This is a genomic window from Streptomyces sp. DH41, assembly GCF_029813785.1.
Classification (GTDB): Bacteria; Actinomycetota; Actinomycetes; order Streptomycetales; family Streptomycetaceae; genus Streptomyces.
The window spans coordinates 134202-160852 of the sequence record NZ_JARVKY010000007.1; the positions used below are offsets into that span (position 1 = coordinate 134202).

Consider the following 26651-nt stretch of genomic DNA (forward strand, 5'->3'; position numbering starts at 1 on the left):
ACCAGGCCCGGCGAGGGGAGACAAGTTGAACGTGCGTCCGATATCGGGGACGTCGTCGGCCGGCATCCGGGGGCGGGGCGGCAAGGGACGCGGCAGGGCGCTGTCGGCGCTGGCACTGGGCGTGCTGCTGACGGTCACCGCGTGCGGCGGGGGAGGGTCCGGCTCGGGAGCCGGGGCGGGGGAGGGCGGCGGGGAGAACGTGAAGGACTCCACCGCGGCACAGAGCAAGCAGTCCGAGGCCGTCGTCACCATCGCCCCGAAGGACGGGGCCAAGGCCGTCGACACCAGCGGGGCTCTGAAGATAGCCGCCGCGAAGGGCAAGCTCACCGAGGTCGTGGTCAAGGACGGTGAGGGCGCGAAGGTCGACGGCGAGATATCCGGGGACGGCGCCACCTGGACGCCGTCCACCCATCTGGCCGCCGCCACGAAGTACACCGTGCACGCGGTCGCCAAGGACTCCGAGGGCCGTACGGCGGCCGAGGACTCCCGCTTCACCACCCTGACGCCGAAGAACACCTTCATGGGCACCTTCACACCGGAGGACGGCTCGAAGGTCGGCGTCGGCATGCCGTTCTCGATCCGCTTCACCCGGGGCATCACCAACCCCGAGGAGGTCGAGAAGGCCATCCGCGTCAGGACCGAGCCGGCCGTCGAGGTCGCGGGCCACTGGTTCGGCAACGACCGCCTCGACTTCCGCCCGGAGAAGTACTGGAAGGCCGGCACCAAGGTCACCGTCGACCTCAACCTCGACGGCGTCGAGGGCCGCGACGGCGTCTACGGCGAGCAGGCCAAGACCGTCTCCTTCACCGTCGGCCGCAGCCAGGTCTCCGTCGTCGACGCCAAGAAGCTCACGATGCAGGTCGTCCGGGACGGCAAGACCGTCAAGACGATCCCCATCACCACCGGCGCGCCCGGCTACGAGACCTGGAACGGCCAGATGGTCATCACCGAGCGGCTCCCGGTGACCCGGATGAACGGTGAGACGGTCGGCTACGGCGGCGAGTACGACATCAAGGACGTCCCGCACGCCATGCGCCTGTCCACCTCCGGCACCTTCATCCACGGCAACTACTGGGGCGGCGACGCCTTCGGCAACCGCAACTCCAGCCACGGCTGCATCGGCCTGCGCGACGTGCGCGGCGGCTGGGACGAGAAGGCACCGGGCGCCTGGTTCTTCGAGAACTCGCTGATCGGCGACGTGGTCGTGGTGAAGAACTCCAACGACGCGACCATCGCCCCGGACAACGGCCTCAACGGCTGGAACATGTCCTGGGAGAAGTGGAAGGCCTGAGCCTTCCGGTGAGAGTCCGGCGTACGGCCCCGGTGTCCGTCCTCGATGTGAGGTACGGCACCGGGGCCGACGCCGTTAACAGTCGTGCTGTGCCTGCCCGGGGGCGACCCCCGGACCCCCGGCCGAGTGTGAGCGACGGCACCGACCAAGTTTCCGTTAGGCGCCGTTAACCTGCTGGGCATGACCGTACATCTCGAAGTCGCGGACGGCGTCGGCACGCTGCGCCTGGACCGCCCGCCCATGAACGCGCTGGACGTCGCCACGCAGGACCGGCTCAAGGAGCTCGCCGAGGAGGCCACCCGCCGCGAGGACGTACGCGCCGTGGTGATCTACGGCGGCGAGAAGGTGTTCGCGGCCGGCGCGGACATCAAGGAGATGCAGGTGATGGACCACGCGGCGATGATCGCGCGCTCCCGTGGCCTGCAGGACTCCTTCACCGCGGTGGCCCGCATCCCCAAGCCGGTGGTCGCGGCGGTCACCGGATACGCCCTCGGCGGCGGCTGCGAACTCGCCCTCTGCGCCGACTTCCGCATCGCCGGCGAGAACGCCAAGCTGGGCCAGCCCGAGATCCTGCTCGGCCTGATCCCCGGCGCGGGCGGCACCCAGCGGCTGTCCCGGCTGATCGGCCCCTCCAAGGCCAAGGACCTCATCTTCACGGGCCGCCAGGTGAAGGCCGACGAGGCGCTCACGCTCGGCCTGGTGGACCGCGTGGTGCCGGCCGCCGAGGTCTACGAGCAGGCGCACGCCTGGGCCGCGCGGCTCGCGAAGGGGCCCGCCATCGCCCTGCGCGCGGCGAAGGAGTCGATCGACACGGGTCTGGAGACGGACCTCGACACCGGCCTCGCCGTCGAGCGGAACTGGTTCGCGGGTCTGTTCGCCACCGAGGACCGCGAACGCGGGATGCGCAGCTTCGTGGAGGAGGGCCCCGGGAAGGCGAAGTTCCTCTAAGTTCGCGCGCATCACTTGCAGTTGACGCGGTGTCTGATTCCAGGTCCCTCGATAGGGCGGTTTATGACAGCCTTAACGCACCATTAAGCGCGTCGTGTCGAGGGAGTCCGCCGCTTGTCTCCGGCCGAGTCGTCCACGCAGGTCAGCGGGGCTTTTCATGGCTCTGAACTGCCTGTGGCATATGCCGATCGCCCCTCGCCGGGCCGTGGCCCGGCAGGGGCGTATTCGCCGGGAACGGCCCCGGGGTCCCCTGGGGACGGCCATGATGGAGGTATGGCGGGGCTGGAGGGTACGGAACAGCCGCGGGGAGCCGGACGGGCGACCGCGGCGCGCTGGTCGCCGGCGGTCGAGGACGAACGGGCGCTCAAGGCACTGGAGTTGTTCGGCAATCCGACGGAGCGCGAGATTCCGTTACCGTCCCTCCCCGAGTCCGCCGCCACCGCCCGCAGACTGGCCCAGGTCGTGGCCCTGCGCCAGTGGAATCTCGGCCCCAAGGCGACGGAGGAGACCGTCCTGCTCGTCTCGGAGCTGGTGGGCAACGCCGTACGCCACACCGGCGCCCGTGTCTTCGGCCTCCACATGCGCCGCCGCCCCGGCTGGATCCGCGTCGAGGTCCGCGACCCCTCCCGGGGGCTGCCGTGTCTGATGCCGGTGCAGGAGACGGACATCAGCGGACGCGGCCTCTTCCTCGTGGACAAGCTGTCCGACCGGTGGGGCGTCGACCTGCTGCCGCGCGGGAAGACGACCTGGTTCGAGATGCGGGTGCTGGACCGCTGAGGCCCCATCTGCCGCTGAGATCAAGCCGGTTCGGCAGACACGCCACCTACGGGTGACGGTCCCCGGCCCGGCGCCGCGCGGGCGGGATCGTACCGGCATGATCACCACTCGTCTGCGGCGCCGGGCCGCTGCCGCCGTCCTCTCCCTCTCCGCCGTCTTCGCCACCTCGGCCGCCACGCTCCCGGAGACCGCGGCCCCGGCGACGGCTCCGGCCAAGGCCGCCCCCGCCTGCCCCCAGTTCGACGACAAGCTCAAGGCCGCCGCCGACCCCGGCGTCGACATCGACCGCATCACTCCCGAGCCGGTCTGGCGCACCACGTGCGGCACCCTCTACCGCAGCGACAGCCGGGGACCGCAGGTCGTCTTCGAAGAGGGCTTCCACGCCAGGGACGTCCTGAACGGCCAGTACGACGTCGAGAAGTACGTCCTGGTCAACCAGCCCTCGCCGTACGTCTCGACGACCTACGACCACGACCTGTACAAGACCTGGTACAAGTCCGGCTACAACTACTACATCGACGCCCCCGGCGGCGTGGACGTCAACAAGACCATCGGCGACACCCACAAGTGGGCCGACCAGGTCGAGGTCGCCTTCCCCGGCGGCATCAAGCGGCAGTACGTCATCGGCGTCTGCCCGGTCGACCGGCAGACCAAGACAGAGATCATGAGCGAGTGCGAGAGCAACCCGCACTACAAGCCCTGGCACTGATGGCCCCGGTTCAGGGCAGGCCCTGACTCACGGCCCGAGGGACTCAGGGCCGGAGGAACAGCGCCTCCGACCCCACCGCCCGGTAACCCGCCGCCTGGAACGCCCGCAGACCGCGGGCGTTCCCCGCCGACACCTGGGCCCACACCGGCTCGTCCCCGGCCAGCTGCCGCGCCGCCGTCACCAGGCGCCGCCCCAGCCTCCGGTGCCGTACCGCCTCCGCCACCTCCACGGCGACCTCCAGCCGCCCGGCGACCCCGCGGCCCAGCACGAGCACGCCGCCGTCCGCCGCCCACACCCGCACGTCGTCGCGCCGCCGACGGGCCGAGACCACCCGGGGATGCCCGGGGTCGGCGACCTCCGTGAGCGCGAGCTCCGGCCGGCCCGGAAGTGGAGCACCGGTCAGCAGCACGTCGATCGTGTCGGTCGTCCGTCCCGTGCGCTCCATGAACGCGGTCAGGAACCGCGCGTGCATCGTGGCGGCGAGCGGGTCGCAGCCGAGCCCGTCCAGCGTCTTGCGCACCCACCGCGGGTCCTCGTCCGTGAAGACGACCGAGTGCGCCGTGAACGCGATCACCCCCGCGTCCCGGGAACCGTGCTGCGGCACGACGGTCGTACCGCCGTCCGCCGCCGGGAAGACGCCCCGCGCCGCCGCGTCCAGAATGTCCCGCAGGCTCTCCGCCACACCGCGCTCCTTGAGTCTCCACCCACTGGAAGGCCCAGACTCACACACATGATCGACGACGGCACCGGACTCATGACCATCGGCGAACTGGCGCGGACCACCGGACTCACGGTGCGCACCATCCGCTTCTGGTCCGACGAGGGCGCCCTGCCCCCGGTGACCCGCTCCGCGGGCGGCTACCGGCTCTACGACGCCGCCTCCGTCGCCCGTCTGGAGCTGATCCGCACCCTGCGTGAACTCGGCCTCGGCCTTGACGCCGTACGCCGCGTCCTTGCCGGCGAGACGACGGTCGCGCAGGTCGCGGCGGCGCACGTGAGCGCGCTGGACGCACAGATCCGGGCGCTCAGGGTGACCCGTGCGGTGCTGTCGACCGTGGCACGACGCGGCTCGACCGCAGAGGAGACGACCCTGATGAACAAACTGGCGCGACTGTCCGCCGCCGAACGACGGCGCATCATCGAGGACTTCATGACGGAGGTCTTCGCGGGCGTCGACACCGCCGACCCCGACATCCGCACCCGCCTGCGCTTCGCCGCGGCCGACCTGCCGGACGATCCCACCCCCGAACAGGTGGACGCCTGGGTGGAGCTGGCCGAGCTGATCCAGGACCCGGAGTTCCGGGCGACGATGCGCCGGATGATCGAGTTCAACGCGGCGGACCGGGGGCCGGACGTCCCCACAGGCTCCTCCCTGTGGTTCGTGAGCCGCCTGGTGCGGGTCGCGGGGGAGGCGCTGAGCGAGGACGTCGCGCCCCACTCGCCGCGAGCCGCCGACATCCTGCGCGAGCTCATCGGCGACGCCGACCCGGCCGTCGTACGGGAGCGTCTCACCGCGGTGACGAACGTCCGCCTCGCCCGCTACCGGGAGCTCTCCGCGATCGTGAACGGCGTCGAGCCCCCGTCCGCCTACGAGGAGCAGTTCGGGTGGGTGGTCGCCGCACTGGACGCTCGGACGGGCAGCTAATCTGACCTGCGTCAGAAGGACCCAGCACAAGACGAGGGGCGGACCGGTGGCGGACATCGAGGAAGCACGCAAGCAGTTCGAGCGGATCGACACGGACAAGGACGGCTTCATCACCGCGGCCGAGTTCAAGACCGCGCTGGCCCAGGGCGGCGACTGGAACGTCACCGAGTCGGTGGCCGAGGCGATCATCGCCGGTCGCGACCTCGACGGGGACAAGGTTCTGTCGTTCGACGAGTTCTGGGCACACCTCAGCAAGTGACGACGCGGTGAGGGGCGCCCGACCGGTCGACCGGGGGCGCCCCTCGGGCGGAATATCCGGTCAAAGCCGGAGGTTGGGCTGGTCACCGGCGCGAGCCGCCGGGCCAGGCACCACACGACCTCCGAAAGGCCAGGCGAGTCGGCATCATGAAGATCGGCATCATCGGCGCGGGCAACATCGGCGGCAACCTCACCCGGCGGCTGACCGCCCTCGGACACGACGTCCTGGTCGCCAACTCCCGCGGCCCGCACACGCTCACCGCACTGGCCGAGGAGACCGGGGCCACCCCGGTGCCGGTCGGGGAGGCGGCGCGCGGCGCCGAGATCGTGGTCGTCACCATCCCGCTGAAGGCGGTCCCGGACCTGCCGTCCGGCGTCCTCGACGGGGCGGCCGACGGCGTGGTGGTCATCGACACGAACAACTACTACCCGCGGCAGCGCGACGGGCGGATCGCGGCCATCGAGGACGAGGGCCTCACCGAGAGCCGCTGGATCGAACGCCACCTCGGCCACCCGGTGGTCAAGGCCTTCAACGGCACCTACGCCCAGGACATCCTGGAGCGTCCGCGCCCGGCCGGCGACCCCGACCGCATGGCGCTCCCGGTCGCCGGTGACGACGAGGCGGCCAAGGCCAGGGTGCGGACCCTGATCGACGAGATCGGCTTCGACACCGTGGACGCCGGCGGCATCGACGACTCCTGGCGCCAGCAGCCCGACACCCCGGTGTACGGCCTGCGCGCGGGCGTTGAGGGCGTCACCAAGGCCCTGGCGGAGGCGTCGCCGGAGCGTCCGGCGGCGTTCAGGGGCTAGGGGCGGGAGGCTAGGCTCCCTCGGCCCACTTCTTCAGCGCGGCCTTGCTCTCGAAGTCCGCGACGTTGGTGTCGACCGGGTCGTCGGTGTACTGGTGGAAGCGCCACTTGGCCTTGATGCGGGGCTCGCCGGCCGACACGTAGTCGGCGATCCACAGGCCGTCGCCCGCATAGGACGTGGTGTCCTCGTTCAGCCAGTAGTTCCTGTTCGCGTAGAGGATCACCCGGTTGTCCGGCCGGAGCTTCTTCACCTTCCGGATGAAGCTGTCCTTCTCCGCGTTGCTCGCGTGGGTGCCCTCGCCGGTCGTCTCCCAGTCGACGGCGAGGATGTCACCCTTCTTGTCGGGTGCCTTGGAGACGAAGTACTCGGCCTGGTCCGTGAGGTTGCCCGGCCACAGGAAGTGGTAGAAGCCGACGACGAGACCGGCGTCGCGGGCCCGCTCGGTCTGGTCCTTGAGCTTCGGATTGACGTACGAACGGCCCTCCGTCGCCTTCATGAAGACGAAGGAGAGGCCGTCGGTGTCGTAGGTGGAGGACTGGTACGCGCTGACGTCGATGCCGCGCAGCATGACGACTCCCTCGGTTGCCGGTGGGGCGGAAGTGCCCCGGGGGCGTAGGTAGTTGTTATGCCCGGCAGTCGATGCCGTACGCCGGGCGTGCGGATGCTCGGCGTACGGCGGTGGTGAACGCCGGTGGGATCAGGGGGCGGAGGAGGTGACGGAGCTGGCGGTGGCGGGCGTGCCGCCGTCGGACGTCTCCCCGAAGGCGGCCTCGGCCTCGCTCTCGCCCTCGTCCAGGGAGACGTCCTTGGTCTCCTTGCCGAGCAGCAGGGCGGTCAGCGTCAGCACCGCCATCGCCGAGAGGTAGACGCCGACCAACCACGGGGAGCCGTCTCCGGCCTCCCACAGCGCCACCGCTATGAACGGGGCGACGGCCGCTCCGAGGATCGAGCTGACGTTGTACGAGATTCCGGAGCCGGTGTAGCGCACACTCGTCGGGAACAGCTCCGGCAGCAGCGCGCCCATAGGTCCGAAGGTCATGCCCATCAGGGTGAAGCCGAGCACCAGCCACAGCACCACGCCGAGCGTGCCCAGGTCGATCAGAGGCACCCAGACCAGGCCGAAGACCACGATCGCGGCGGTGATCCAGATCAGGGTGGCGCGGCGGCCGTACTTGTCGGCGAGCGGGCCGGAGACCAGGGTGAACACGGCGAAGAAGAGCACACCGAAGATCATCATCAGGACGAACGTGGTGTAGCTGTACCCCAGCCCCGGCACGTCGGCGTCCTTCGCGGTACGCCCGTAGCTCAGCGAGAACGTGGTCATCAGGTAGAAGAGCACGTACGTCGCCAGCATGATGAACGTGCCCAGGATCAGCTGCTTCCAGTGGCCCTGGACCACCGTGGCCAGCGGCAGCTTCCGCACCTTCCCGGCCTCGCGGGTCTTGGCGAACACCGCCGACTCGACGAGCCGCGAGCGCACCCACAGGCCGATCGCGACCATCACGGCGGAGAACAGGAACGGGATGCGCCAGCCCCAGCTGGTGAAGGCCTCGGAGGGCTGGGTGGGGTCGGCGCCGGCCGTGGACGGCAGCAGCGCCCCGATGATCAGGAACAGGCCGTTGCCGATGATGAAGCCGAGCGGGGCGCCCAGCTGCGGGAAGGTCCCGTACAGGGCGCGCTTGCCGCGGGGGGCGTTCTCGGTCGCGACCAGCGCGGCCCCGCTCCACTCGCCGCCGAGCGCGAAGCCCTGCGCCAGCCGCATCAGCACGAGCAGCGCGGTGGCGACCCAGCCGGCCTGTGCGTAGGTGGGCAGTACGCCGATGAGGAACGTGGCGATGCCCATGGTGAGGAGTGAGATCACCAGCGTCTTCTTGCGGCCGAGACGGTCACCGAGGTGCCCGAAGAAGACGGCGCCGATCGGCCGGGCGACCATCGCGGCACCGAAGACCGCGAAGGACGACAGCAGGGCCGTGGTGGGGTCGCTGTTCGGGAAGAAGAGCGCGGGGAAGACCAGCACGGCGGCGGTCGCGTAGATGTAGAAGTCGTAGAACTCGATCGTCGTGCCGATGAGGCTGGCGATGAGGACGCGGGACCGCGAATTGACGGGTGCCTGCGCGGGAGCGGAGTGGGGGGACGGTGCGGGCATCTCTCGGTCTTTCACGTGCGATACATGGGTATCGCAACGATCTCAGGCGTCTTATTTTTCGGAAACCCGGTGTCAAGATGTGAGACGCCCGCGCGGTGCCGCCGTCCGCGCGGTCCCCGTTCGCCGCGTGTGCGACGGCCGGTCAGCACTCGATGATGTTGACCGCCAGCCCGCCCCGCGCCGTCTCCTTGTACTTCACCGACATGTCCGCGCCGGTCTCCTTCATGGTCTTGATGACCTTGTCGAGGGACACCTTGTGCGAGCCGTCGCCGCGCATCGCCATCCGCGCCGCCGTGACCGCCTTGACCGCGGCCATGCCGTTGCGCTCGATGCACGGGATCTGGACCAGGCCGCCGACCGGGTCGCAGGTCAGACCGAGGTTGTGCTCCATGCCGATCTCGGCGGCGTTCTCCACCTGCTCCGGCGAGCCGCCCAGCACCTCGGCGAGCGCGCCGGCCGCCATGGAGCAGGCGGAGCCGACCTCGCCCTGGCAGCCGACCTCGGCGCCGGAGATGGAGGCGTTCTCCTTGAAGAGCATGCCGATCGCGCCCGCGGCCAGGAGGAAGCGGACGACGCCGTCCTCGTCGGCGCCGGGCACGAAGTTCATGTAGTAGTGCAGGACCGCCGGGATGATGCCCGCCGCGCCGTTCGTCGGGGCGGTGACGACCCGGCCGCCGGCCGCGTTCTCCTCGTTCACGGCCATGGCGTAGAGGGTGATCCACTCCATGGACAGGGCCTGCGGGTCGCCCTCCGAGCGCAGCTTGCGCGCGGTGTTGGCGGCGCGGCGGCGGACCTTCAGACCGCCCGGCAGGATGCCCTCGCGGGACATGCCGCGCTCCACGCACGCCCGCATCACGCGCCAGATCTCCAGCAGGCCCTCGCGGATCTCGTCCTCGTCGCGCCAGGCCCGCTCGTTCTCCAGCATCAGCGCGGAGATGGACAGGCCCGTCTCCCGGGCCAGGCGCAGCAGCTCGTCGCCGGTGCGGAAGGGGTACTTGAGCACCGTGTCGTCGAGCACGATGCGGTCCGCGCCCACCGCGTCCTCGTCGACGACGAAGCCGCCGCCGACCGAGTAGTACGTCTTGGAGAGCACTTCCGTGCCGGCCGCGTCGTACGCCCACAGCGTCATGCCGTTGGCGTGGTACGGGAGGGCCTTGCGGCGGTGCAGGACCATGTCGTCGTCGTAGGCGAAGGCGATCTCGCGCTCGCCGAGGAGACGGAGGCGGCCCGAGGACTTGATCGTCTCGACGCGTTCGTCCGCCTTCTCCACGTCCACCGTGCGCGGCGAGTCGCCCTCCAGGCCGAGCAGTACCGCCTTGGGCGTGCCGTGGCCGTGGCCGGTGGCGCCGAGCGAGCCGTACAGCTCGGCGCGGACGCCGGTGACGGTGTCCAGCAGCTCCTCGCCCCGCAGCCGGCGGGCGAACATGCGGGCCGCCCGCATCGGGCCGACCGTGTGGGAGCTCGACGGGCCGATGCCGATCGAGAACAGGTCGAAGACCGAGATGGCCACGGGGACTCCTCAGAACGGGGGTGGTGCGGAGGCGGTGCTTCGGGGTGGGGCGCCGGGCTCGCTTGTGGCGGGCACGGCGCCCCGGACACGCGGTGTCTACTTGTTCAGACCCGGGTACAGCGGGTGCTTGTCGGCCAGGGTCTTCACCCGGGCCCTCAGCGCCTCAGCGTCGTAGGACGGCTTCAGCGCCTCGGCGATCACGTCCGCGACCTCGGCGAAGTCCTCGGCGGTGAAGCCTCGGGTCGCCAGGGCCGGCGTACCGATGCGCAGACCGGAGGTCACCATCGGCGGACGCGGGTCGTTCGGGACGGCGTTGCGGTTGACCGTGATGCCGACCTCGTGGAGACGGTCCTCGGCCTGCTGACCGTCCAGCTCGGAGTCGCGCAGGTCGACCAGGACCAGGTGGACGTCCGTGCCGCCGGTCAGGACGGAGACGCCCGCCGCCTTCGCGTCGTCCCGCACCAGGCGCTCGGCCAGGATGCGGGCACCCTCCAGCGTACGGCCCTGGCGCTCCTTGAAGTCCTCGCTCGCGGCGACCTTGAAGGCGACGGCCTTGGCGGCCACCACGTGCTCCAGCGGGCCACCCTGCTGACCGGGGAAAACGGCGGAGTTGATCTTCTTGGCGAGCTCGGCCGTGGAGAGGATCACACCGCCGCGCGGGCCGCCCAGCGTCTTGTGCGTCGTGGTGGTCACCACGTGCGCGTGCGGGACCGGGTTCGGGTGCAGGCCCGCCGCGACCAGACCGGCGAAGTGCGCCATGTCGACCATCAGGTAGGCGCCGACCTCGTCGGCGACCTTGCGGAACGCGGCGAAGTCCAGCTGCCTCGGGTACGCCGACCAGCCGGCCACGATCAGCTTCGGCCGGGTCTCCTTGGCGAGGCGCTCCACCTCGGCCATGTCGACCTGGCCGTCGTCGCCGACGTGGTACGGGACGACGTTGTAGAGCTTGCCGGAGAAGTTGATCTTCATGCCGTGGGTCAGGTGCCCGCCGTGGGCGAGGTTCAGACCCATGATGGTGTCGCCGGGCTTGAGCAGCGCGAACATCGCCGCCGCGTTGGCCTGGGCGCCCGAGTGCGGCTGCACGTTGGCGTGCTCGGCGCCGAAGAGCGCCTTGACCCGGTCGATGGCGATCTGCTCGACCACGTCGACGTGCTCGCAGCCGCCGTAGTAGCGGCGGCCGGGGTAGCCCTCGGCGTACTTGTTGGTGAGGACCGAGCCCTGGGCCTCCATGACCGCGACGGGCGCGAAGTTCTCCGAGGCGATCATCTCGAGGGTGGACTGCTGGCGGTCCAGCTCGGCGTCGACGGCGGCGGCGACGTCGGGGTCGAGCTCGTGCAGGGGTGTGTTCAGAAGCGACATGCGGTCGTGACTCCTCAGCCGGCGGTGAAGGCGGTGTACTCGTCGGCGGAGAGCAGGTCGGCCGGCTCGTCCGTGATCCGCACCTTGAACAGCCAGCCGCCCTCGAAGGGCGCGGAGTTCACCAGCGACGGGTCGTTGACGACGTCCTCGTTGATCTCGGTGATCTCGCCGGAGACGGGGGAGTACAGGTCGGAGACCGACTTGGTCGACTCCAGTTCGCCGCAGGTCTCGCCCGCGGTCACCGCGTCGCCGACCTCGGGGAGCTGGACGAAGACGACGTCACCGAGCGCGTTGGCCGCGTGCTCCGTGATGCCGACCGTCGAGGCGCCGTCCTCGGCGCCCGACAGCCACTCGTGCTCCTTGCTGTAGCGCAGCTGCTGGGGGTTGCTCATGGCCTGAATTCTCCTGTACGCGGGAAAGTGCTGATGAACGGGGGGACCGCTGACACCACCGGTGAGCAGCGGAAACGTACGCGCGGCCCGGGACGGCCGCGACCGGTGTCCCTCTACTGTCTACTTCTGGCGCTTGTAGAACGGCAGCGCCACGACCTCGTACGGCTCGTGGCTGCCCCGGATGTCCACGCCGACACCCGAGGTGCCCGGCGCCGCGTGCGCGGGGTCGACGTACGCCATGGCGATCGGCTTGCCCAGCGTCGGGGACGGGGCACCCGAGGTGACCTCGCCGATCACCTCGCCGCCCGCGACGACCCGGTACCCGGCGCGCGGCACCCGGCGGCCCTCGGCGACCAGACCCACCAGGACACGGGGCGGGTTCTGCTCCGCCCGGGAAGCGGCCTCGGCCAGCGCGGCGCGCCCGACGAAGTCGCCCTCCTTCTCGAACTTCACCACCCGGCCGAAACCGGCGTCGAAGGGCGTCAGCGCGGTCGACAGCTCGTGCCCGTACAGCGGCATGCCCGCCTCCAGGCGGAGCGTGTCCCGGCAGGACAGACCGCACGGGACCAGCCCGGCGCCCTCGCCCGCCCCGGTCAGCGCCTGCCACAGCTCCACGGCGTGCTCCGGCTTCACGAACAGCTCGAAGCCGTCCTCGCCGGTGTAGCCGGTGCGCGCGATGAGCGCCGGGACACCGGCGACCGTGCCGGGCAGGCCCGCGTAGTACTTCAGGCCGTCCAGGTCGGCGTCGGTCAGCGACGCGAGGATCCCGGAGGACTCGGGGCCCTGCACGGCGAGCAGCGCGTACGCGTCGCGGTCGTCACGGACCTCGGCGTCGAAGCCGGCGGCCCGCTCGGTCAGCGCGTCCAGCACCACCTGGGCGTTGGAGGCGTTGGCCACGACCATGTAGTGAGGAGAACCGGCCTCGGTCTCGTCCAGCCGGTAGACGATCAGGTCGTCCAGGATGCCGCCGTCCTCGCGGCAGATCATGGTGTAGCGGGCGCGGCCCGGCTTCACGGTGCCGATGTTGCCGACCAGCGCGAAGTTCAGCAGTTCGGCCGCCTGCGGACCGGTGACGGTGATCTCGCCCATGTGCGAGAGGTCGAAGAGACCGGCCCGGGAGCGCACGGCGAGGTGCTCGTCCCGCTCGGAGCCGTAGCGCAGGGGCATGTCCCAGCCCGCGAAGTCGGTCATCGTCGCGCCCAGCGCGCGGTGCGTGGCATCGAGCGCGGTACGGCGGAGTTCGGTACTGCTCATCGGTCGTTCGTCTCCCAGGACAGGACGTGGCGAGGTCGATCCTCCCCATCTGTCATCGGAACCTGAGAGGTTCGCCACGACCACCGGAGCGCGGCGGTCAGGACTTGCACCTTGGGTGGGGCAGCCGTCGAGCGGCGGCCCGCTTTTCAGATGTGCCTCGCCCGCGCGGTAACGGGGCCTGAGAGATTCAAGGGAGGGACTTGCTCCTTCGGCGCCCCGGCGACGACCGGGGACTCTCCCGCGCGGATTCAAACGGCCGGTATGCAGTTGGCGCCGCCATCATTGCACGCCCCGCCCGTTCGTGGGCAGACAGCTATCTGTAACCGGCTTGTGGCAGTAAGCGCACGAAAACGCGAGACCTGCGCATTACCTTCTCTTTACACTCGACGGGGATGGTGACTCGTGAACCGCCCCAGGGGAGGACGATCACGGTGAACAGGACCACGGCGTACGCCACGACCTCGGGTCTCGCGCTGCCCAAGCAGCCCGTCGCCCCGGCACCACAGGCGTGCGCCGAACTGCCCGCACCCGTCGTCCGCGACCTGCGGGACCGGGGCGGCCGCAGCCCGCACGCCCTGCTCTTCGGACCCCGGGACCTGGTGGTGATCACCGGCCTGCCCGGCAGCGGCAAGTCCACACTGATGAAGCGCACCGTGCGCGGAGCGCGCATCGACTCCCAGGACACCCGGGACCGCTGGGACCACCGCATGCCGCGCTTACTGCCGTACGGGCTCTACCGCCCCCTCGTCCGCCTCGCCCACTACGCCGGACTGCGCCGCGCGCTGCGCTCCGGTGAGGGCGTCGTCGTGCACGACTGCGGCACCCAGGCCTGGGTGCGCGGCTGGCTGGCCCGTGAGGCCCGCCGCCGCGACGGCGACCTGCACCTGCTGCTGCTCGACGTCGACGCCGGTGACGCCCTGGCCGGCCAGCGCGAGCGCGGCCGGGGCGTGTCGCGGTACGCGTTCCTGCGGCACCGCTCGGCCAACACCCGCATGCTGCGCGCGGTGGCCGAGGGCACCCTGCCCGCCGGCTGCGCCTCGGCGGTCCTCCTGGACCGGGCGGCGGCGGACACGCTCCGCCGGATCGCCTTCACGGGGTGACGTGCCCGAGGCCTCGCGGGGTGACGTACCCGAGGCCTGTTCCGAACCCCAGGTCCGTTCCCCGGTGTTCGGGACAGGCCCTGGGCCGCCGGGCCGGACGGGTTAGCCTTTTCAGCCACAGCAGCGGTACCAGGCAGGCGGTAGGTAGGCAGATGGACTTCCCGGCACAGGCGCACCCCCACCCGCACGGCGGGTGGCCCGGCAACGAGCTGGAGGAGGTGCTGTCCGCCTCCCTCGGCGTGCCGGGCGCCGGCGGCCGGATCGTGGAGGTGCTCGGCCGCAGCTTCGTGTGGATCCCCCTGCCGAACGGCGGCGGCCCGCACAGCGGCCCCCTCGACCTGCCCTCCCTGGAGGTCGACGGCCAGGCCTACGTACCGGTGTTCAGCTCCGAGGAGCAGCTCCGCCAGGTCGCCGGCGCGCAGATGGCGTACACCATCGCCCCCGCCGCGGAGTTCGCCCGCGGCCTGCCCCCGCAGATCGGCATCGCCGTGAACCCGGAGGGCGTGGTGGGCATCCCGCTGCCGCCGCAGGCCGTGGCCGAGCTGTGCCGGGCCGGCCGCACCCCGCTCGACGGGCCCGCGTCCGGCGGCCGGGTCCGCCTCTTCGAGCCGGACTGGCAGGACGACCCCGTGGACTTCCTGGCCGCGGCCTCCGCCGAGTTCGCCGCCGTCGGCGTCGTGCGCACCGCCCGCCGCTGCCTCGCCACCATCGAGACCGCCGACCCCGTCATGTTCGTCGGTGTCGAACTCACCCACTGGGAGGGCGACGCCCGCGCCCTGCCCCTGGAAGCCCTCGGCCGGGCGCTGACCAGGGCCCCCCTGAAGACACAGGTCAACCTCGTCCTCCTGGAGGCGGCCCAGGACCCGGTCTGCGACTGGATGCGGGCGAACGTCCACCCGTTCTACGACCGTGACCTGTAGGCGATCGAGGGAACTCGTGGGTGCCGGCCGGGGCAGCTCGCCCAGGGCTGCGGGGCTGTGTCGACGTGCGGCTCCGCCGCGTGGGCGCGACCAGCCGCGACGAACCCGCACTCGCCGACGGACACCGCACCCCGAGCTCATAGGCGCCCCGCGTCAGGCGGAGCCTTAAGCTGGTTCCGTAACCGGGGACTTCTCGAAGGGGCGATACGCGTGAGCGCCAGCGGCACCACGACCGGACAGGTCGAGCACATGCTGCGCCAGGTGACGCCCGGGCGCTACGACGCCTACGAGGCGCTGCTGCGCGCGCTCGCCACCCCCACCTCCGGCCAGGTCTGGATGCTGCTCTGGCACGGCCAGGCCGGCTCCCCGGACGCCCAGTACGGGCACATGGAGGTCGACGGCTACGGCTACGCGCCCTGCGTCACCTCCGCCCAGGAGCTGTCCGCCAGTGGCTGGAACCGGTCGTACGAGGTGGTCGACGGCCTGGAGGTCGCCCGCGCCCTCTACCCGGACCACTTCGGCCTGTGGCTCAACCCGCACGCCCCCGGCGGTGGTGTCGGCATCCCCTGGCTGGACCTGCGCCGCATCGCCTCCGGCCTGGGCCGCCAGCCGGCTGGCCCTCTGCGCCTGTCCGAACCGGCCATCGAGATCCCCCAGTTCTACGCCCTGCTCGCGCAGAACGCCCATCGCACCGCGGCGGTCCGCGCGCTGCGCCGTGCCTGGGTCCAGCCGGCGCTGGGAGCGCCGTATCTGGCCATCGGCCTCGACGTGTACGACACGTCGCCGCCCGCCGTCGACGCGGTGCGCGGGATGATGCAGCAGTCCGTCGGCGCGGTGCCGGACGGGCTGCCGGTGTCGACGGTGGCGATGACCGACGCCCACGATCCGGTCGCCATGTGGCTGCGTGCCCACGCCCGACCCTTCTACGACCGTGAGGCCCACGCGGCCGCCCCCGCCCAGGCCCCGGCGGGCGGATACGGATACCCTCCGGCCCAAGGGCGGTACTGACCGACGCGGGCTCGTCCCGCCGGAGTCGAGCGGCCCGCCCGTGGGACATCTTCGCGCGTAGACAAGGGTGCAAGATCCCGCTCCGCCCTCGATGTCCCAACTCGTCCATGTCCGGCCCCCGTTACCCAGTGTCCGGATAACGGAACACCTCAAACAGCATCACGGTTACGCATCCATTCCCCCTCAACTCTGGCTACAGATCGCCAAAGCGTTGAAGACTCCCGAAACGAGGAGTGGTTGCTCGCTCCTGTGTACGACGGACTGATCACGCCGCTACAGCGGCAAGTGCGGGCCGGCTACCGCCGGTTGAGAGGGGTCCCTGCCAGATGACGGCACCATTGCACGAGCCGACCGCGGAAGCGGCCCCAAGTGCTGCCGAGGAAGCGGCGGTTGCCGGCGCCGACGCCAAGGCGGTACAGGGACGTTCCCTGGGCCGGATCGCCTGGGAGCGCCTGAAACGGGACAAGTTGGCCCTGACGGGCGGAATCGTGGTGCTCGTCCTGATCGTGATCGCGGTGTTCGCGCCCATGATCACCTCCCTCTACGGGCAGGATCCCAACGCCTTCAACGAGGACAAGATCGACCCGCTGTTCGGCACCCCCGTGGGGTCCCTGGGCGGGATCAGCGGCGAGCACTGGCTCGGCGTCGAGCCGGTCAACGGCCGCGACGTCTTCGCCCGCATCGTCCACGGCGCCCGGATCTCGCTGCTCGTCGGCTTCCTGTCCGCGTTGGTCGCCGTGGTCATCGGCACCGTCCTGGGCGTCCTGGCCGGCTTCTTCGGCGGCTGGGTCGACGCCCTCATCAGCCGCGTCATGGACGGCCTGCTGGCCTTCCCGCAGCTGCTGTTCATCATCGCGCTGGTCTCCGTCATGCCCGACAACATGCTCGGACTGAGCGGCACGGGCGTGCGACTGCTCATGATGATCCTGGTCATCGGCTTCTTCGGCTGGCCCTACATCGGTCGCGTGGTCCGCGGCCAGACACTCTCGATGCGTGAACGGGAGTACGTCGAGGCGGCCCGGTCCCTGGGAGCCGGACGGTTCTACATCCTGTTCAAGGAACTGCTGCCCAACCTGGTGGCGCCGATCATCGTCTACACCACGATGATGATCCCCACCAACATCCTCACCGAGGCGGCACTCAGCTTCCTGGGCGTGGGCGTCAAGCCGCCCACCTCGTCCTGGGGGCAGATGCTCTCGAGCGCGATCGACTACTACAAGTCGGACCCCATGTACATGGTGGTCCCCGGTGTGGCGATCTTCATCACCGTTCTTGCCTTCAACCTCTTCGGGGACGGCGTGCGCGACGCGCTGGACCCGAAGGGCTCCCGCTGACCTGCCGTACCGGCAAGCGACCCGTGGTTCCCGCACGGGGTCTCTCATCTAATCCGGAGGATCCGAGATCGTGACTACCCAACGCACCTCAGGGCGGCGCAAGCAGGCTTTGGCCGCTGCCGCAGTGGTCGCCGCGCTGCTGACCACGGCGGCGTGCGGCGGCGGCGGCGACGACGGCGGCAACGGCGGCGGCTCGAAGAACGGCGCGGCCACCTTCGACGCGGCCAACAACAAGGTCCTTCAGGCCTCCGAGGCCAAGAAGGGCGGCGAGCTGAAGTTCGCGAGCACGCAGGACGCCGACTCGTGGGACACCACGCGCGGCTACTACGGCTTCATGTGGAACTTCTCCCGCTACTACAGCCGCCAGCTCGTCACGAACAAGACGGAGCCGGGCAAGACCGGCGCCGAGGTCACCCCCGACCTCGCCACCGACGTCGCCAAGGTCTCGGACGACGGCAAGACCTACACGTACACCCTGCGTGACGGCATCACCTGGGAGGACGGCAAGCCGATCACCTCCAAGGACGTCAAGTACGGCATCGAGCGCGTGTGGGCGCAGGACGTGCTGTCCGGCGGTCCGACGTACCTGAAGGAGGTGCTCGACCCGAAGGACGAGTACCAGGGTCCGTACAAGGACAAGTCCAAGGACAAGCTGGGTCTGAAGGCGATCGAGACGCCGGACGACAAGACGATCATCTTCAAGCTGCCGCAGGCCAACTCGGACTTCGAGGAGATGCTCGCGCTGACCTCGGCGTCCCCGGTCCGCCAGGACAAGGACACGAAGTCCAAGTACGGCCTGCGTCCGTTCTCCTCGGGCCCGTACAAGTTCGAGTCCTACAGCCCGAACAAGGACCTGACCCTGGTCCGCAACACGGAGTGGAAGCAGGAGTCGGACCCGGTCCGCAAGGCGTACCCGGACAAGATCACGATCAAGTTCTTCTCCAACGCCAACGACCTGGACGCCCGCCTGATCGCCGGCGACTACGACCTGGACCTGGCCCAGACCGGCCTGTCCCCGCAGGGCCGCACCACCGCCCTGAAGGAGCACAAGGGCAACCTGGACAACCCGGTCTCGGGTTACATCCGGTACGCCTCGTTCCCGCAGAACGTGGAGCCGTTCAACAACATCCACTGCCGCAAGGCCGTGCTCTACGGGGCCGACCACGTCTCGCTGCAGACCGCGCGCGGCGGCCCGGTCGCCGGTGGCGACATCGGCACCAACATGCTGCCGCCGGCCGTCCCGGGCTCCGAGGGCCAGAAGTACGACCCGTACAAGATGGCCACCGACAACAAGAACGGCAACGTCGAGAAGGCCAAGGAAGAGCTGAAGGCCTGCGGCAAGCCGAACGGCTTCAAGACCACCATCGCGGTCCGCAACAACAAGCCGGTCGAGGTGGCCACCGCCGAGTCCCTCCAGGCGTCGCTGAAGAAGGTCGGCATCGACGTCGAGATCGACCAGTACGACGGTTCGCAGTACGCCAGCGTCATCGGTAGCCCCACGAACGTGAAGAAGAAGGGCTACGGCATCATCATCATGGGCTGGGGCCCGGACTTCCCGTCCGTGCAGGGCTACGGTCTGCCGCTGTGGCACAGCGACTACATCCTCGACAGCGCGAACAACAACTTCGCGATGATCGACGACCCGAAGATCGACGGTCTCTTCGCCGACTACCTGACGCAGAAGGACAGCGCGGGCAAGGAGAAGATCGCCACGGAGATCAACCACAAGATCATGGAGGGCGCGTACTACCTGCCCTTCGTCTTCGAGAAGTTCATCAACTGGCGCTCCCCCCGACTGGCGAACGTGTACACGACCGACGCTTACAGCGGTATGTACGACTTCGTCAACCTCGGCCTGAAGAACCCGCAGAAGTAACCGGTACACCCGCCGTACGGCACGAAAGGCAGGTGAAGGCCGGCGCGGCGTGACCGCGGGCCGCCGGACGATCTCCGGCGGCCCTGGTCCGCAGCGGGCCGCAACCCGTGCTCGCTTACCTCATCAGGCGGCTGTTCGCCGCCGCTGTGATGCTCGTCGTCATCATTCTGGTGGTCTTCGGCATCTTCTTCCTCGTCCCCAAGTGGGCGGGCGTCGACATCGCCCTGAGCTTCGTCGGCAAGCAGGCGGACCCCGCCGCCGTCGAAGGGGTGCGGGAGAAGCTGGGCCTGGCCGAGCCGGTCTACGTCCAGGCCTGGGAGTTCTTCAAGGGCATCTTCGCGGGCCGCACCTACGCGGCCGGCGGTGACGTCACCAACTGCTCCGCGCCGTGCTTCGGCTACTCCTTCCGTACCGAGCAGTCCGTCTGGCCGGTGCTCACCGAGCGTTTCCCGGTGACCCTGGCTCTCGCGCTCGGCGCGGCCGTGCTGTGGCTGATCTTCGGTCTCGCCGCCGGTGTGCTCTCCGCGCTCAAGCGGGGCACCCTGTGGGACCGCGGCGCGATGGTCGTCGCGCTGGCGGGCGTCTCCCTCCCCATCTACTTCACCGGTCTGGTCAGCCTCGCGGTCTTCTCCTACGGGCTGGGCTGGATCAACGGTGAGTTCGTACCCCTGGAGGAGAGCTTCACCGGCTGGTTCGGCGGCATGCTCCTGCCCTGGGTCACCCTGGCCTTCCTGTACGCCGCGATGTACGCCCGGATCACCCGGGCCACCATGATGGAGATCCTCGGCGAGGACTACATCCGCACCGCGCGTGCCAAGGGCCTCAAGGAGCAGGTCGTCATCCGCAAGCACGCCATGCGGTCGACCCTGACCCCCCTGCTCACCATGCTCGGCATGGACCTCGGCGCCCTCATGGGCGGCGCGATCCTGACCGAGACCACGTTCAGCCTCCCCGGCCTCGGCCAGAAGGTGCTGGACGCGATCCAGAACCAGGACCTGCCCTTTATCCTTGGCGTCGTCCTGATCACTTCTCTCGCGGTGCTGATCGCCAACCTCGTGGTGGACGTCCTGTACGCCGTGATCGACCCCCGAGTGAGGCTCGCATGACCGACCTCAGCAAGAGCGGAGCCGCCGTGGGCGAGCCCACCGGCACCTCGCCCGCGCCGAAGGCCTTCCTGGAAGTACGCGACCTGAAGGTGCACTTCCCGACCGACGACGGCCTGGTCAAGTCCGTCGACGGCCTCAGCTTCCAGCTGGAGAAGGGCAAGACCCTCGGCATCGTGGGCGAGTCCGGTTCCGGCAAGTCGGTGACCTCGCTCGGCATCATGGGCCTGCACACCGCCGGCCAGTACGGCAGGCGCAAGGCGCAGATCTCGGGCGAGATCTGGCTGGACGGCACCGAGCTGCTGTCCGCCGACCCGGACCACGTGCGCAAGCTGCGCGGCCGTGAGATGGCGATGATCTTCCAGGACCCGCTGTCCGCGCTGCACCCGTACTACACGATCGGCCAGCAGATCGTGGAGGCGTACCGCATCCACCACAAGGTGGACAAGAAGACCGCCAAGCGCCGTGCCGTGGAGATGCTCGACCGCGTCGGCATCCCGCAGCCGGACAAGCGGGTGGACAGCTACCCGCACGAGTTCTCCGGCGGTATGCGCCAGCGCGCGATGATCGCGATGTCGCTGGTCAACAACCCCGAGCTGCTCATCGCCGACGAACCGACCACCGCCCTGGACGTGACCGTCCAGGCGCAGATCCTCGACCTCATCCGGGACCTGCAGACGGAGTTCGGCTCGGCGGTCATCATCATCACCCACGACCTGGGCGTCGTCGCCGAGCTGGCCGACGACCTGCTGGTGATGTACGGCGGCCGGTGCGTCGAGCGAGGTCCGGCGGAGAAGGTGTTCTACGAGCCCCGGCACCCCTACACCTGGGGCCTGCTCGGCTCGATGCCGCGGCTCGACCGCGACCAGCAGGAACGCCTCATCCCGGTCAAGGGCTCCCCGCCCTCACTCATCAACCTCCCGTCCGGCTGCGCCTTCAACCCGCGCTGCCCGTACGCCGACGTGCCCAAGGACGACGTCACCCGCACGGTCCGCCCCGACCTGACCGAGGTCGGCAGCAAGCACTGGGCCGCCTGCCACATGTCGCAGGAGCAGCGGGAGCGTATCTGGACCGAAGAGATTGCGCCGAAGCTGTGAGCGAGAACGCCAAGGACGAAGCAGTGGCCATCCCTGCGCAGAGCGACGGCACACAGAGCGAGGCCGCCGGCACCGCCACCCTCACCAAGGACGCCGCCCCCGGCGAGACCCTGCTGAAGGTGACCGGGCTGCAGAAGCACTTCCCGATCAAGAAGGGCCTGCTGCAGCGCCAGGTCGGCGCCGTGCGCGCCGTCGACGGCATCGACTTCGAGGTCAAGGCCGGTGAGACCCTCGGTGTCGTGGGCGAGTCCGGCTGCGGCAAGTCGACCATGGGCCGGCTGATCACCCGTCTCCTGGAGCCGACCGCCGGCAAGGTCGAGTTCCAGGGCAAGGACATCACCCACCTCGGGGTCGGCGGCATGCGCCCGCTGCGCCGCGACGTGCAGATGATCTTCCAGGACCCGTACTCCTCGCTGAACCCGCGCCACACCATCGGCACGATCATCAGCGCTCCCTTCCGCCTCCAGGGCGTCGAGCCCGAGGGCGGGGTCAAGAAGGAGGTGCAGCGGCTGCTGTCGGTGGTCGGTCTCAACCCCGAGCACTACAACCGCTACCCGCACGAGTTCTCCGGCGGTCAGCGCCAGCGCATCGGCATCGCCCGCGCGCTCGCGCTGAACCCCAAGCTGGTCGTGGCGGACGAGCCGGTCTCCGCGCTCGACGTGTCGATCCAGGCACAGGTCGTCAACCTGCTCGACGACCTCCAGCAGGAGCTGGGCCTGACGTACGTGATCATCGCGCACGACCTGTCCGTCGTCCGGCACGTCTCGGACCGGATCGCGGTGATGTACCTCGGCAAGATCATGGAGCTGGCCGACCGCGACCTGATCTACAAGACGCCGATGCACCCGTACACCAAGGCGCTGATGTCGGCGGTCCCGATCCCGGACCCGTCCCGCAAGTCGGCCAAGAGCGAGCGCATCCTGCTCAAGGGCGACGTGCCCTCGCCGATCGCCCCGCCGAGCGGCTGCCGCTTCCACACCCGGTGCTGGAAGGCGACGCAGATCTGCACGACGACCGAGCCGCCGCTCAAGGAGCTGCGTCCCGGACAGCAGGTCGCCTGCCACCACCCGGAGAACTTCGAGGACCAGGCCCCGCAGGACGTCGTCCTGCTCTCCGACGCCAAGGAGGCGGCGGAGCTGGTGTCCGAGGAGGCCCTGGCGGCGTCGGCGGCGACCTCGGCGGCGGTGGCCGCGGAGGTCGAGGCGGTCGAGGCGGAGGCCGAGCGCACGGAGGCCGCCGAGGCGACCGAGGCCACCGAGGACACCGCGAGCGGTGACAAGCCCGGTGCCGAGGGTGCCGACGGCACCGACGAGGAGCCTCCCGCCAAGGGGAAGTGACCTTGCCCTGCCGATGAGCCCCCGCCTTCGTTTGGAAGGCGGGGGCTCATCGGCAGGTAAGAATGGAAGGGTGTACGAGCAGATCTTCACGCCCACCGTCCAGCACACGCTCGACCTGGTCGGCATCTTCGTCTTCGCCATCTCCGGCGCGCTGCTGGCCGTACGCAAGAACTTCGACGTGTTCGGCATCGCCGTACTCGCCGAGGTCACCGCGCTGGGCGGCGGGCTGTTCCGGGACCTGGTCATCGGCGCCGTACCGCCCGCGGCCTTCACGGACCTGGGGTATTTCATCACCCCGCTCTTCGCCACCCTGCTGGTCTTCTTCCTCCACCCGCATGTGGAGCGCCTCCAGACCGGCGTGAACATCTTCGACGCGGCCGGCCTCGGCCTGTTCTGCGTCGCCGGCACGGTCAAGGCGTACGACTACGGGCTCGGCCTGACCGCCTCCGCCTGCCTGGGCCTGACCACCGCGGTGGGCGGCGGCGTACTGCGGGACGTGCTGGCCAACGAGGTGCCCTCGCTGCTGCGCTGGGACCGCGACCTGTACGCCGTCCCGGCGATCGTCGGCGCCACCATGGTCGCCCTGTGCATCCGCTACGACGCCCTCACCCCGTTCACCACCGGCCTCGCGGTGGTCACGGCCTTCGTCCTGCGCCTGCTCGCCCTGCGGTTCCACTGGCGGGCACCGCGTGCCTGGAACCGGCGGTCGACGGTGACGGAGGGGGAGTGAGGCCCGGCGGCGCTATCGCCGGTCAGGGACCTCGACGTCCTTGACGAACACCAGGCCGTCGATCGAGGCCAGGTGGGCCGGGTCCAGCGAGGCGTAACCGAACCAGGGGGACACGCGGGCCGCGGGCCGCGGGTCGCCGAGAGCGGTGGCCAGGCGGGAGGCGTCGACGACGCAGCGCCCCTGAGGCAGCCCGTACAGGAGTCCCTCGACGGTGTCCGGCGGCGGGGTGCCCACCCCCTGGTGCCGGATCGTGCCGAGTGCCGTGGCGAAGAAGGCGTACTCCTCGCCGAGCCGGGCGCTGACCAGCGCACCGGCACTCCACCACTCCACCTTCCCCTGCCACATCCGCATCGTGCTCTTCTCCCGCTGGAGATGGGCGTTCTGGGCGTTGACGAGGGCCGGGCCCCGATCGGCGAGCGCGAGGAGGTTGTCGGCCATCATCCGGTCCCGCAGGCCCAGCAGCCGGTTCATACGGGCCGGTGAGGTGTCGGCCATCCAGTGGTGGTACCGCAGCAGGCCGGCCGCGGTCCGCCCGTACAGGTGCGCCCGGTCCCAGTCGTCCCGCGAGGCCGCCGCGAGCAGGTGAGGCGTCTGCTCGTCGAGCAGCGACACCAGGTCGTCGGCGAGCAGCCGCAGCTCCCGGGCCTCGGCGGACCGCCCAACGGACCGGGCCGGGTCCGTCATCGCGGCGGGCTCGGTCCACCGGTCGTCGGCGCCGAGCAGGCGGTCGAGCGTTTCGGCGGTGCACGGGAGCAGGTCCGCGTCCACCCGGGCCGCGAGGCAACCGTGGAGCGCGGTGAGGGCCTGGCGGGGGCTCGCGGCGCCGGTGATCTCCAGCGGTCCGTCGAAACCGGCGAAGCGGAGCCGCTCCGAGGCGGGCCGGCCCTCGTCGTGGACGCGCTCGTTGTGGGAGCGCATCCAGCGCACGAGCTCGCGATTGCCCGCGTACGCGCCCCAGCCGTGGCTGAACCCGCGCTCCATGACCTCGTCGAGGGTGCCCGTGCCCGAGGTGACGTAGTCGTCCACGACCAGACCCATCAGGCAGTCGCTCTCGATCGCGATCGTCCGGTAGCCCTCCTGCTCGACGAGTTGCCGGAAGAGCTCGTTGCGCACCTCGAGCAGGGTGTCCTCGCCGTGGGTGGGCTCGCCCAGGGCGAGCAGCCGGGGCCGGGCGGGGAGCAGCCCCATGACGGCGGCGGTCTCGACGGGGTGGACGGTGTCCTTGATGACAGTGGCCATGCCCTCAACGCTATCGTTGAACCTTCGGTGGAGACTTTGTCGCGCTACAGTCCTCCTCATGGCCGAAAAGCTTCAACACGGTGGCAGGCTCAGGCCGATCGACCTGGCACGCGCGTACGGCCTGTCGACGCAGGCCGTCAGGAACTACGAGGAGGCCGGCATCCTTCCCGCCGCCGGTCGCACGACCCACGGCTACCGCACCTACACCTCCCTGCACGCACAGGCGCTGGGCGCGTTCCTCGCCCTGCTGCCCGGCCACGGCCACCGGTCGGCTGCCTCGATCATGCGGGCCGTGAACCGGGGCGCGGCGGACGAGGCGTACCGGCTCATCGACGAGAGCCACGCCCAACTGCTCGCCGACCGGCGGACACTCCAGGCCGTGGAGAGCGCGCTGCGCGACCTGGCGCCCGCGGAGGTGCCCGTGTCCGGTGCGGCGGTGCCCCGTCCGGGCGGTACGTTCGTCGGGCCGCTGGCGGCGGAGCTCGGGGTCCGGCCCGCGACGCTGCGCAAGTGGGAGCGTGCCGGGCTGCTGCGCCCGCGCCGCGACCCGCTGACCGGGTACCGCGTCTACGGCGAGGCCGACGTACGGGACGCCCGGCTGGCCCACCAGCTCAGGCGGGGCGGCTACCTGCTGGAGCAGATCGCTCCCGTGATCGCCCAGGTGCGGGACGCCGGTGGAGCGGAACCGCTGGAGGCCACCCTGCGCGACTGGCACGACCGGGTCTCCGCCCGCGGCCGGGCGATGCTGTCGGGCGCCGCCGAACTGGAGGCGTACCTCCGCGAGCGGCGGAGGCGTCCCGCCGTGAGTGCGGACGAGACCGTGACCGGAATTTCACAAGCTACCGCTTAGTAGCCTGTCTGTTGTACCGTGCAGCCATGCCAGAAGCAGCCTCCGCAGCGGCCATGCGGGCCACCATCGGCGACAGTGAGTTCGACCGGGACACCGCCGTCACCCGGCGTGCCCCCGGTGTCTACGACATCGACCTCTCCGCCGGCTGGACGATCATCAACGCCGTCAACGGCGGCTACCTGCTGGCCGTCCTGGGTCGCGCTCTCGCGGACGCCCTGCCGCATCCCGACCCCTTCACGATCTCGGCGCACTACCTCACCGCCTCCCGGCCGGGCCCGGCGGTCGTACGCACCGAGACCGTCCGCACGGGACGCACCCTCTCCACCGGCCAGGCCTCCCTCTTCCAGTACGACGACGAGGGCAACGAGGTGGAGCGCATCCGCGTCCTCGCCTCCTACGGCGACCTCGACACGCTGCCCGACGACGTCCGCACCTCGGCGAAGCCGCCCGGGATCCCGCCGATGGACCAGTGCTTCGGTCCGGAGGACGGCCCCGCCCCCGTCGAGGGCAGCTCGGCCATCGCCGACCGGCTGATGCTCAAGCTGGACCCCGCCACGCTGGGCTGGGCGCTCGGACAGCCCTCGGGCCGGGGCGAGATGCGGGCCTGGTTCGGGCTCGCCGACGGCCGCGACGCCGACCCCCTGTCGATGCTCCTGGCGGTGGACGCGCTGCCCCCGACCGCCTTCGAGCTCGGGCTCAAGGGCTGGGTGCCCACCGTCGAGCTGACCGCGCACGTGCGGTGCCGTCCGGCGCCGGGACCGCTGCGCGTCTCCATCACCACCCGCAACCTCGCCGGCGGCTTCCTGGAGGAGGACGCGGAGATCTGGGACAGCGCCGACCGACTGGTGGCCCAGTCCCGTCAGCTCGCCCGGGTCCGGCTCGGCTGACCCGCGCCCCCTACGGCACGCCGGCGCCGTGAAGTCCGGCCCTACCGTCCACCGGGACGCCGAGGCCCCTG

25 protein-coding genes, 1 pseudogene and 2 riboswitches are annotated in these 26651 nt (G+C 70.4%); of the genes and pseudogenes, 18 read left to right on the forward strand and 8 right to left on the reverse strand.

The genetic code is table 11. The features are described 5' to 3' along the window. The first annotated feature begins 64 nt into the window (after nucleotides 1-64). From QC283_RS14075 to QC283_RS14090, 4 genes are all read left to right on the forward strand, one after another. Nucleotides 65-1291 carry a L,D-transpeptidase gene (locus QC283_RS14075; RefSeq protein WP_279562006.1) on the forward strand — a complete coding sequence of 409 codons (1227 nt, stop codon included), beginning with the start codon at nucleotides 65-67 and terminating at the stop codon, nucleotides 1289-1291. A gap of 180 nt (nucleotides 1292-1471) precedes the next feature. After that, complete coding sequence (locus QC283_RS14080; protein ID WP_279561836.1) at nucleotides 1472-2239, forward strand: enoyl-CoA hydratase/isomerase family protein; 768 nt, start codon at nucleotides 1472-1474, stop codon at nucleotides 2237-2239. A 273-nt stretch (nucleotides 2240-2512) separates the two neighbouring features. After that, nucleotides 2513-3016: an ATP-binding protein gene (locus tag QC283_RS14085; protein ID WP_279561838.1), complete on the forward strand. Its 504-nt coding sequence runs from the start codon at nucleotides 2513-2515 to the stop codon at nucleotides 3014-3016. 97 nt (nucleotides 3017-3113) lie between these two features. Then, nucleotides 3114-3725 carry an ADP-ribosyltransferase gene (locus QC283_RS14090; protein ID WP_279561839.1) on the forward strand — a complete coding sequence of 204 codons (612 nt, stop codon included), beginning with the start codon at nucleotides 3114-3116 and terminating at the stop codon, nucleotides 3723-3725. 43 nt (nucleotides 3726-3768) lie between these two features. On the opposite strand, the gene QC283_RS14095 is transcribed toward QC283_RS14090, so the two are convergent. Further along, nucleotides 3769-4407: a GNAT family N-acetyltransferase gene (locus QC283_RS14095; RefSeq protein ID WP_279561840.1), complete on the reverse strand. Its 639-nt coding sequence runs from the start codon at nucleotides 4405-4407 to the stop codon at nucleotides 3769-3771. Nucleotides 4408-4455: 48 nt separating this feature from the next. Here QC283_RS14095 and QC283_RS14100 point away from each other — a divergent pair, with 48 nt between their 5' ends. The 3 genes and pseudogenes from QC283_RS14100 to QC283_RS14110 form a co-directional block, all read left to right on the forward strand. Continuing rightward, nucleotides 4456-5370, forward strand: coding sequence for a MerR family transcriptional regulator (locus QC283_RS14100; RefSeq protein WP_279561842.1), 915 nt, complete (start codon nucleotides 4456-4458; stop codon nucleotides 5368-5370). A 46-nt stretch (nucleotides 5371-5416) separates the two neighbouring features. Beyond that, the gene (locus QC283_RS14105) at nucleotides 5417-5629 is read left to right on the forward strand and encodes an EF-hand domain-containing protein (protein WP_279561843.1); all 213 of its coding nucleotides are present in this window, start codon (nucleotides 5417-5419) and stop codon (nucleotides 5627-5629) included. A gap of 71 nt (nucleotides 5630-5700) precedes the next feature. Next, nucleotides 5701-6438: pseudogene (locus QC283_RS14110) on the forward strand (NADPH-dependent F420 reductase); the annotation flags it as partial. Nucleotides 6439-6448: 10 nt separating this feature from the next. Here QC283_RS14110 and QC283_RS14115 read toward each other — a convergent pair. The 6 genes from QC283_RS14115 to gcvT all read right to left on the reverse strand — a co-directional run bounded on the left by QC283_RS14115 (nucleotide 6449) and on the right by gcvT (nucleotide 13099). Then, nucleotides 6449-7006, reverse strand: a complete 558-nt coding sequence (locus QC283_RS14115; protein ID WP_279561844.1) for a glycoside hydrolase family 25 protein — start codon at nucleotides 7004-7006, stop codon at nucleotides 6449-6451. 129 nt (nucleotides 7007-7135) lie between these two features. Continuing rightward, nucleotides 7136-8584: an MFS transporter gene (locus QC283_RS14120; RefSeq protein WP_279561845.1), complete on the reverse strand. Its 1449-nt coding sequence runs from the start codon at nucleotides 8582-8584 to the stop codon at nucleotides 7136-7138. Nucleotides 8585-8726: 142 nt separating this feature from the next. Then, the gene (locus tag QC283_RS14125) at nucleotides 8727-10094 is read right to left on the reverse strand and encodes an L-serine ammonia-lyase (protein ID WP_279561846.1); all 1368 of its coding nucleotides are present in this window, start codon (nucleotides 10092-10094) and stop codon (nucleotides 8727-8729) included. Nucleotides 10095-10190: 96 nt separating this feature from the next. Next, nucleotides 10191-11453 carry a serine hydroxymethyltransferase gene (gene glyA, locus QC283_RS14130; protein WP_279561847.1) on the reverse strand — a complete coding sequence of 421 codons (1263 nt, stop codon included), beginning with the start codon at nucleotides 11451-11453 and terminating at the stop codon, nucleotides 10191-10193. A 14-nt stretch (nucleotides 11454-11467) separates the two neighbouring features. After that, a complete protein-coding gene (gene gcvH / locus QC283_RS14135; protein ID WP_279561848.1) occupies nucleotides 11468-11845 on the reverse strand; it encodes a glycine cleavage system protein GcvH in 378 nt (125 codons plus the stop codon). Between the two features lie 120 nt (nucleotides 11846-11965). Next, nucleotides 11966-13099, reverse strand: a complete 1134-nt coding sequence (gene gcvT / locus QC283_RS14140; protein WP_279561849.1) for a glycine cleavage system aminomethyltransferase GcvT — start codon at nucleotides 13097-13099, stop codon at nucleotides 11966-11968. Between the two features lie 39 nt (nucleotides 13100-13138). Continuing rightward, nucleotides 13139-13255: riboswitch (glycine riboswitch) on the reverse strand. Further along, nucleotides 13256-13350, reverse strand: a riboswitch (glycine riboswitch). Nucleotides 13351-13530: 180 nt separating this feature from the next. Between gcvT and QC283_RS14145 the strand changes: the two genes are divergently transcribed. From QC283_RS14145 to QC283_RS14185, 9 genes are all read left to right on the forward strand, one after another. Next, a complete protein-coding gene (locus tag QC283_RS14145) occupies nucleotides 13531-14199 on the forward strand; it encodes an AAA family ATPase (RefSeq protein ID WP_279561850.1) in 669 nt (222 codons plus the stop codon). A 152-nt stretch (nucleotides 14200-14351) separates the two neighbouring features. Further along, nucleotides 14352-15119, forward strand: a complete 768-nt coding sequence (locus tag QC283_RS14150; protein WP_279561851.1) for an enhanced serine sensitivity protein SseB — start codon at nucleotides 14352-14354, stop codon at nucleotides 15117-15119. 210 nt (nucleotides 15120-15329) lie between these two features. After that, nucleotides 15330-16127, forward strand: a complete 798-nt coding sequence (locus QC283_RS14155) for an enhanced serine sensitivity protein SseB C-terminal domain-containing protein (RefSeq protein ID WP_279561852.1) — start codon at nucleotides 15330-15332, stop codon at nucleotides 16125-16127. 326 nt (nucleotides 16128-16453) lie between these two features. Continuing rightward, nucleotides 16454-17461 (forward strand): ABC transporter permease, encoded by a 1008-nt coding sequence (locus tag QC283_RS14160; protein ID WP_279561853.1) that lies wholly within the window; start codon nucleotides 16454-16456, stop codon nucleotides 17459-17461. Between the two features lie 70 nt (nucleotides 17462-17531). Beyond that, nucleotides 17532-19337 carry an ABC transporter substrate-binding protein gene (locus QC283_RS14165; protein WP_279561854.1) on the forward strand — a complete coding sequence of 602 codons (1806 nt, stop codon included), beginning with the start codon at nucleotides 17532-17534 and terminating at the stop codon, nucleotides 19335-19337. Between the two features lie 107 nt (nucleotides 19338-19444). Continuing rightward, entirely contained in the window at nucleotides 19445-20443 is a 999-nt protein-coding gene (locus QC283_RS14170) for an ABC transporter permease (protein WP_279561855.1), read from the forward strand. Next, complete coding sequence (locus tag QC283_RS14175) at nucleotides 20440-21537, forward strand: ABC transporter ATP-binding protein (protein WP_279561856.1); 1098 nt, start codon at nucleotides 20440-20442, stop codon at nucleotides 21535-21537. The genes QC283_RS14170 and QC283_RS14175 overlap by 4 nt, the downstream gene beginning before the upstream one ends. Before the next feature lie 23 nt (nucleotides 21538-21560). Continuing rightward, nucleotides 21561-22874: an ABC transporter ATP-binding protein gene (locus tag QC283_RS14180; RefSeq protein ID WP_279561857.1), complete on the forward strand. Its 1314-nt coding sequence runs from the start codon at nucleotides 21561-21563 to the stop codon at nucleotides 22872-22874. Between the two features lie 70 nt (nucleotides 22875-22944). Next, entirely contained in the window at nucleotides 22945-23604 is a 660-nt protein-coding gene (locus QC283_RS14185; RefSeq protein ID WP_279561858.1) for a trimeric intracellular cation channel family protein, read from the forward strand. Nucleotides 23605-23616: 12 nt separating this feature from the next. Here QC283_RS14185 and QC283_RS14190 read toward each other — a convergent pair whose 3' ends face one another. After that, nucleotides 23617-24843, reverse strand: coding sequence for an erythromycin esterase family protein (locus tag QC283_RS14190; protein ID WP_279561859.1), 1227 nt, complete (start codon nucleotides 24841-24843; stop codon nucleotides 23617-23619). 58 nt (nucleotides 24844-24901) lie between these two features. Between QC283_RS14190 and QC283_RS14195 the strand changes: the two genes are divergently transcribed. Continuing rightward, complete coding sequence (locus tag QC283_RS14195) at nucleotides 24902-25693, forward strand: TioE family transcriptional regulator (RefSeq protein ID WP_279561860.1); 792 nt, start codon at nucleotides 24902-24904, stop codon at nucleotides 25691-25693. A gap of 26 nt (nucleotides 25694-25719) precedes the next feature. Further along, a complete protein-coding gene (locus QC283_RS14200) occupies nucleotides 25720-26580 on the forward strand; it encodes a thioesterase family protein (RefSeq protein ID WP_279561861.1) in 861 nt (286 codons plus the stop codon). The last annotated feature ends 71 nt before the right edge of the window (nucleotides 26581-26651 follow it).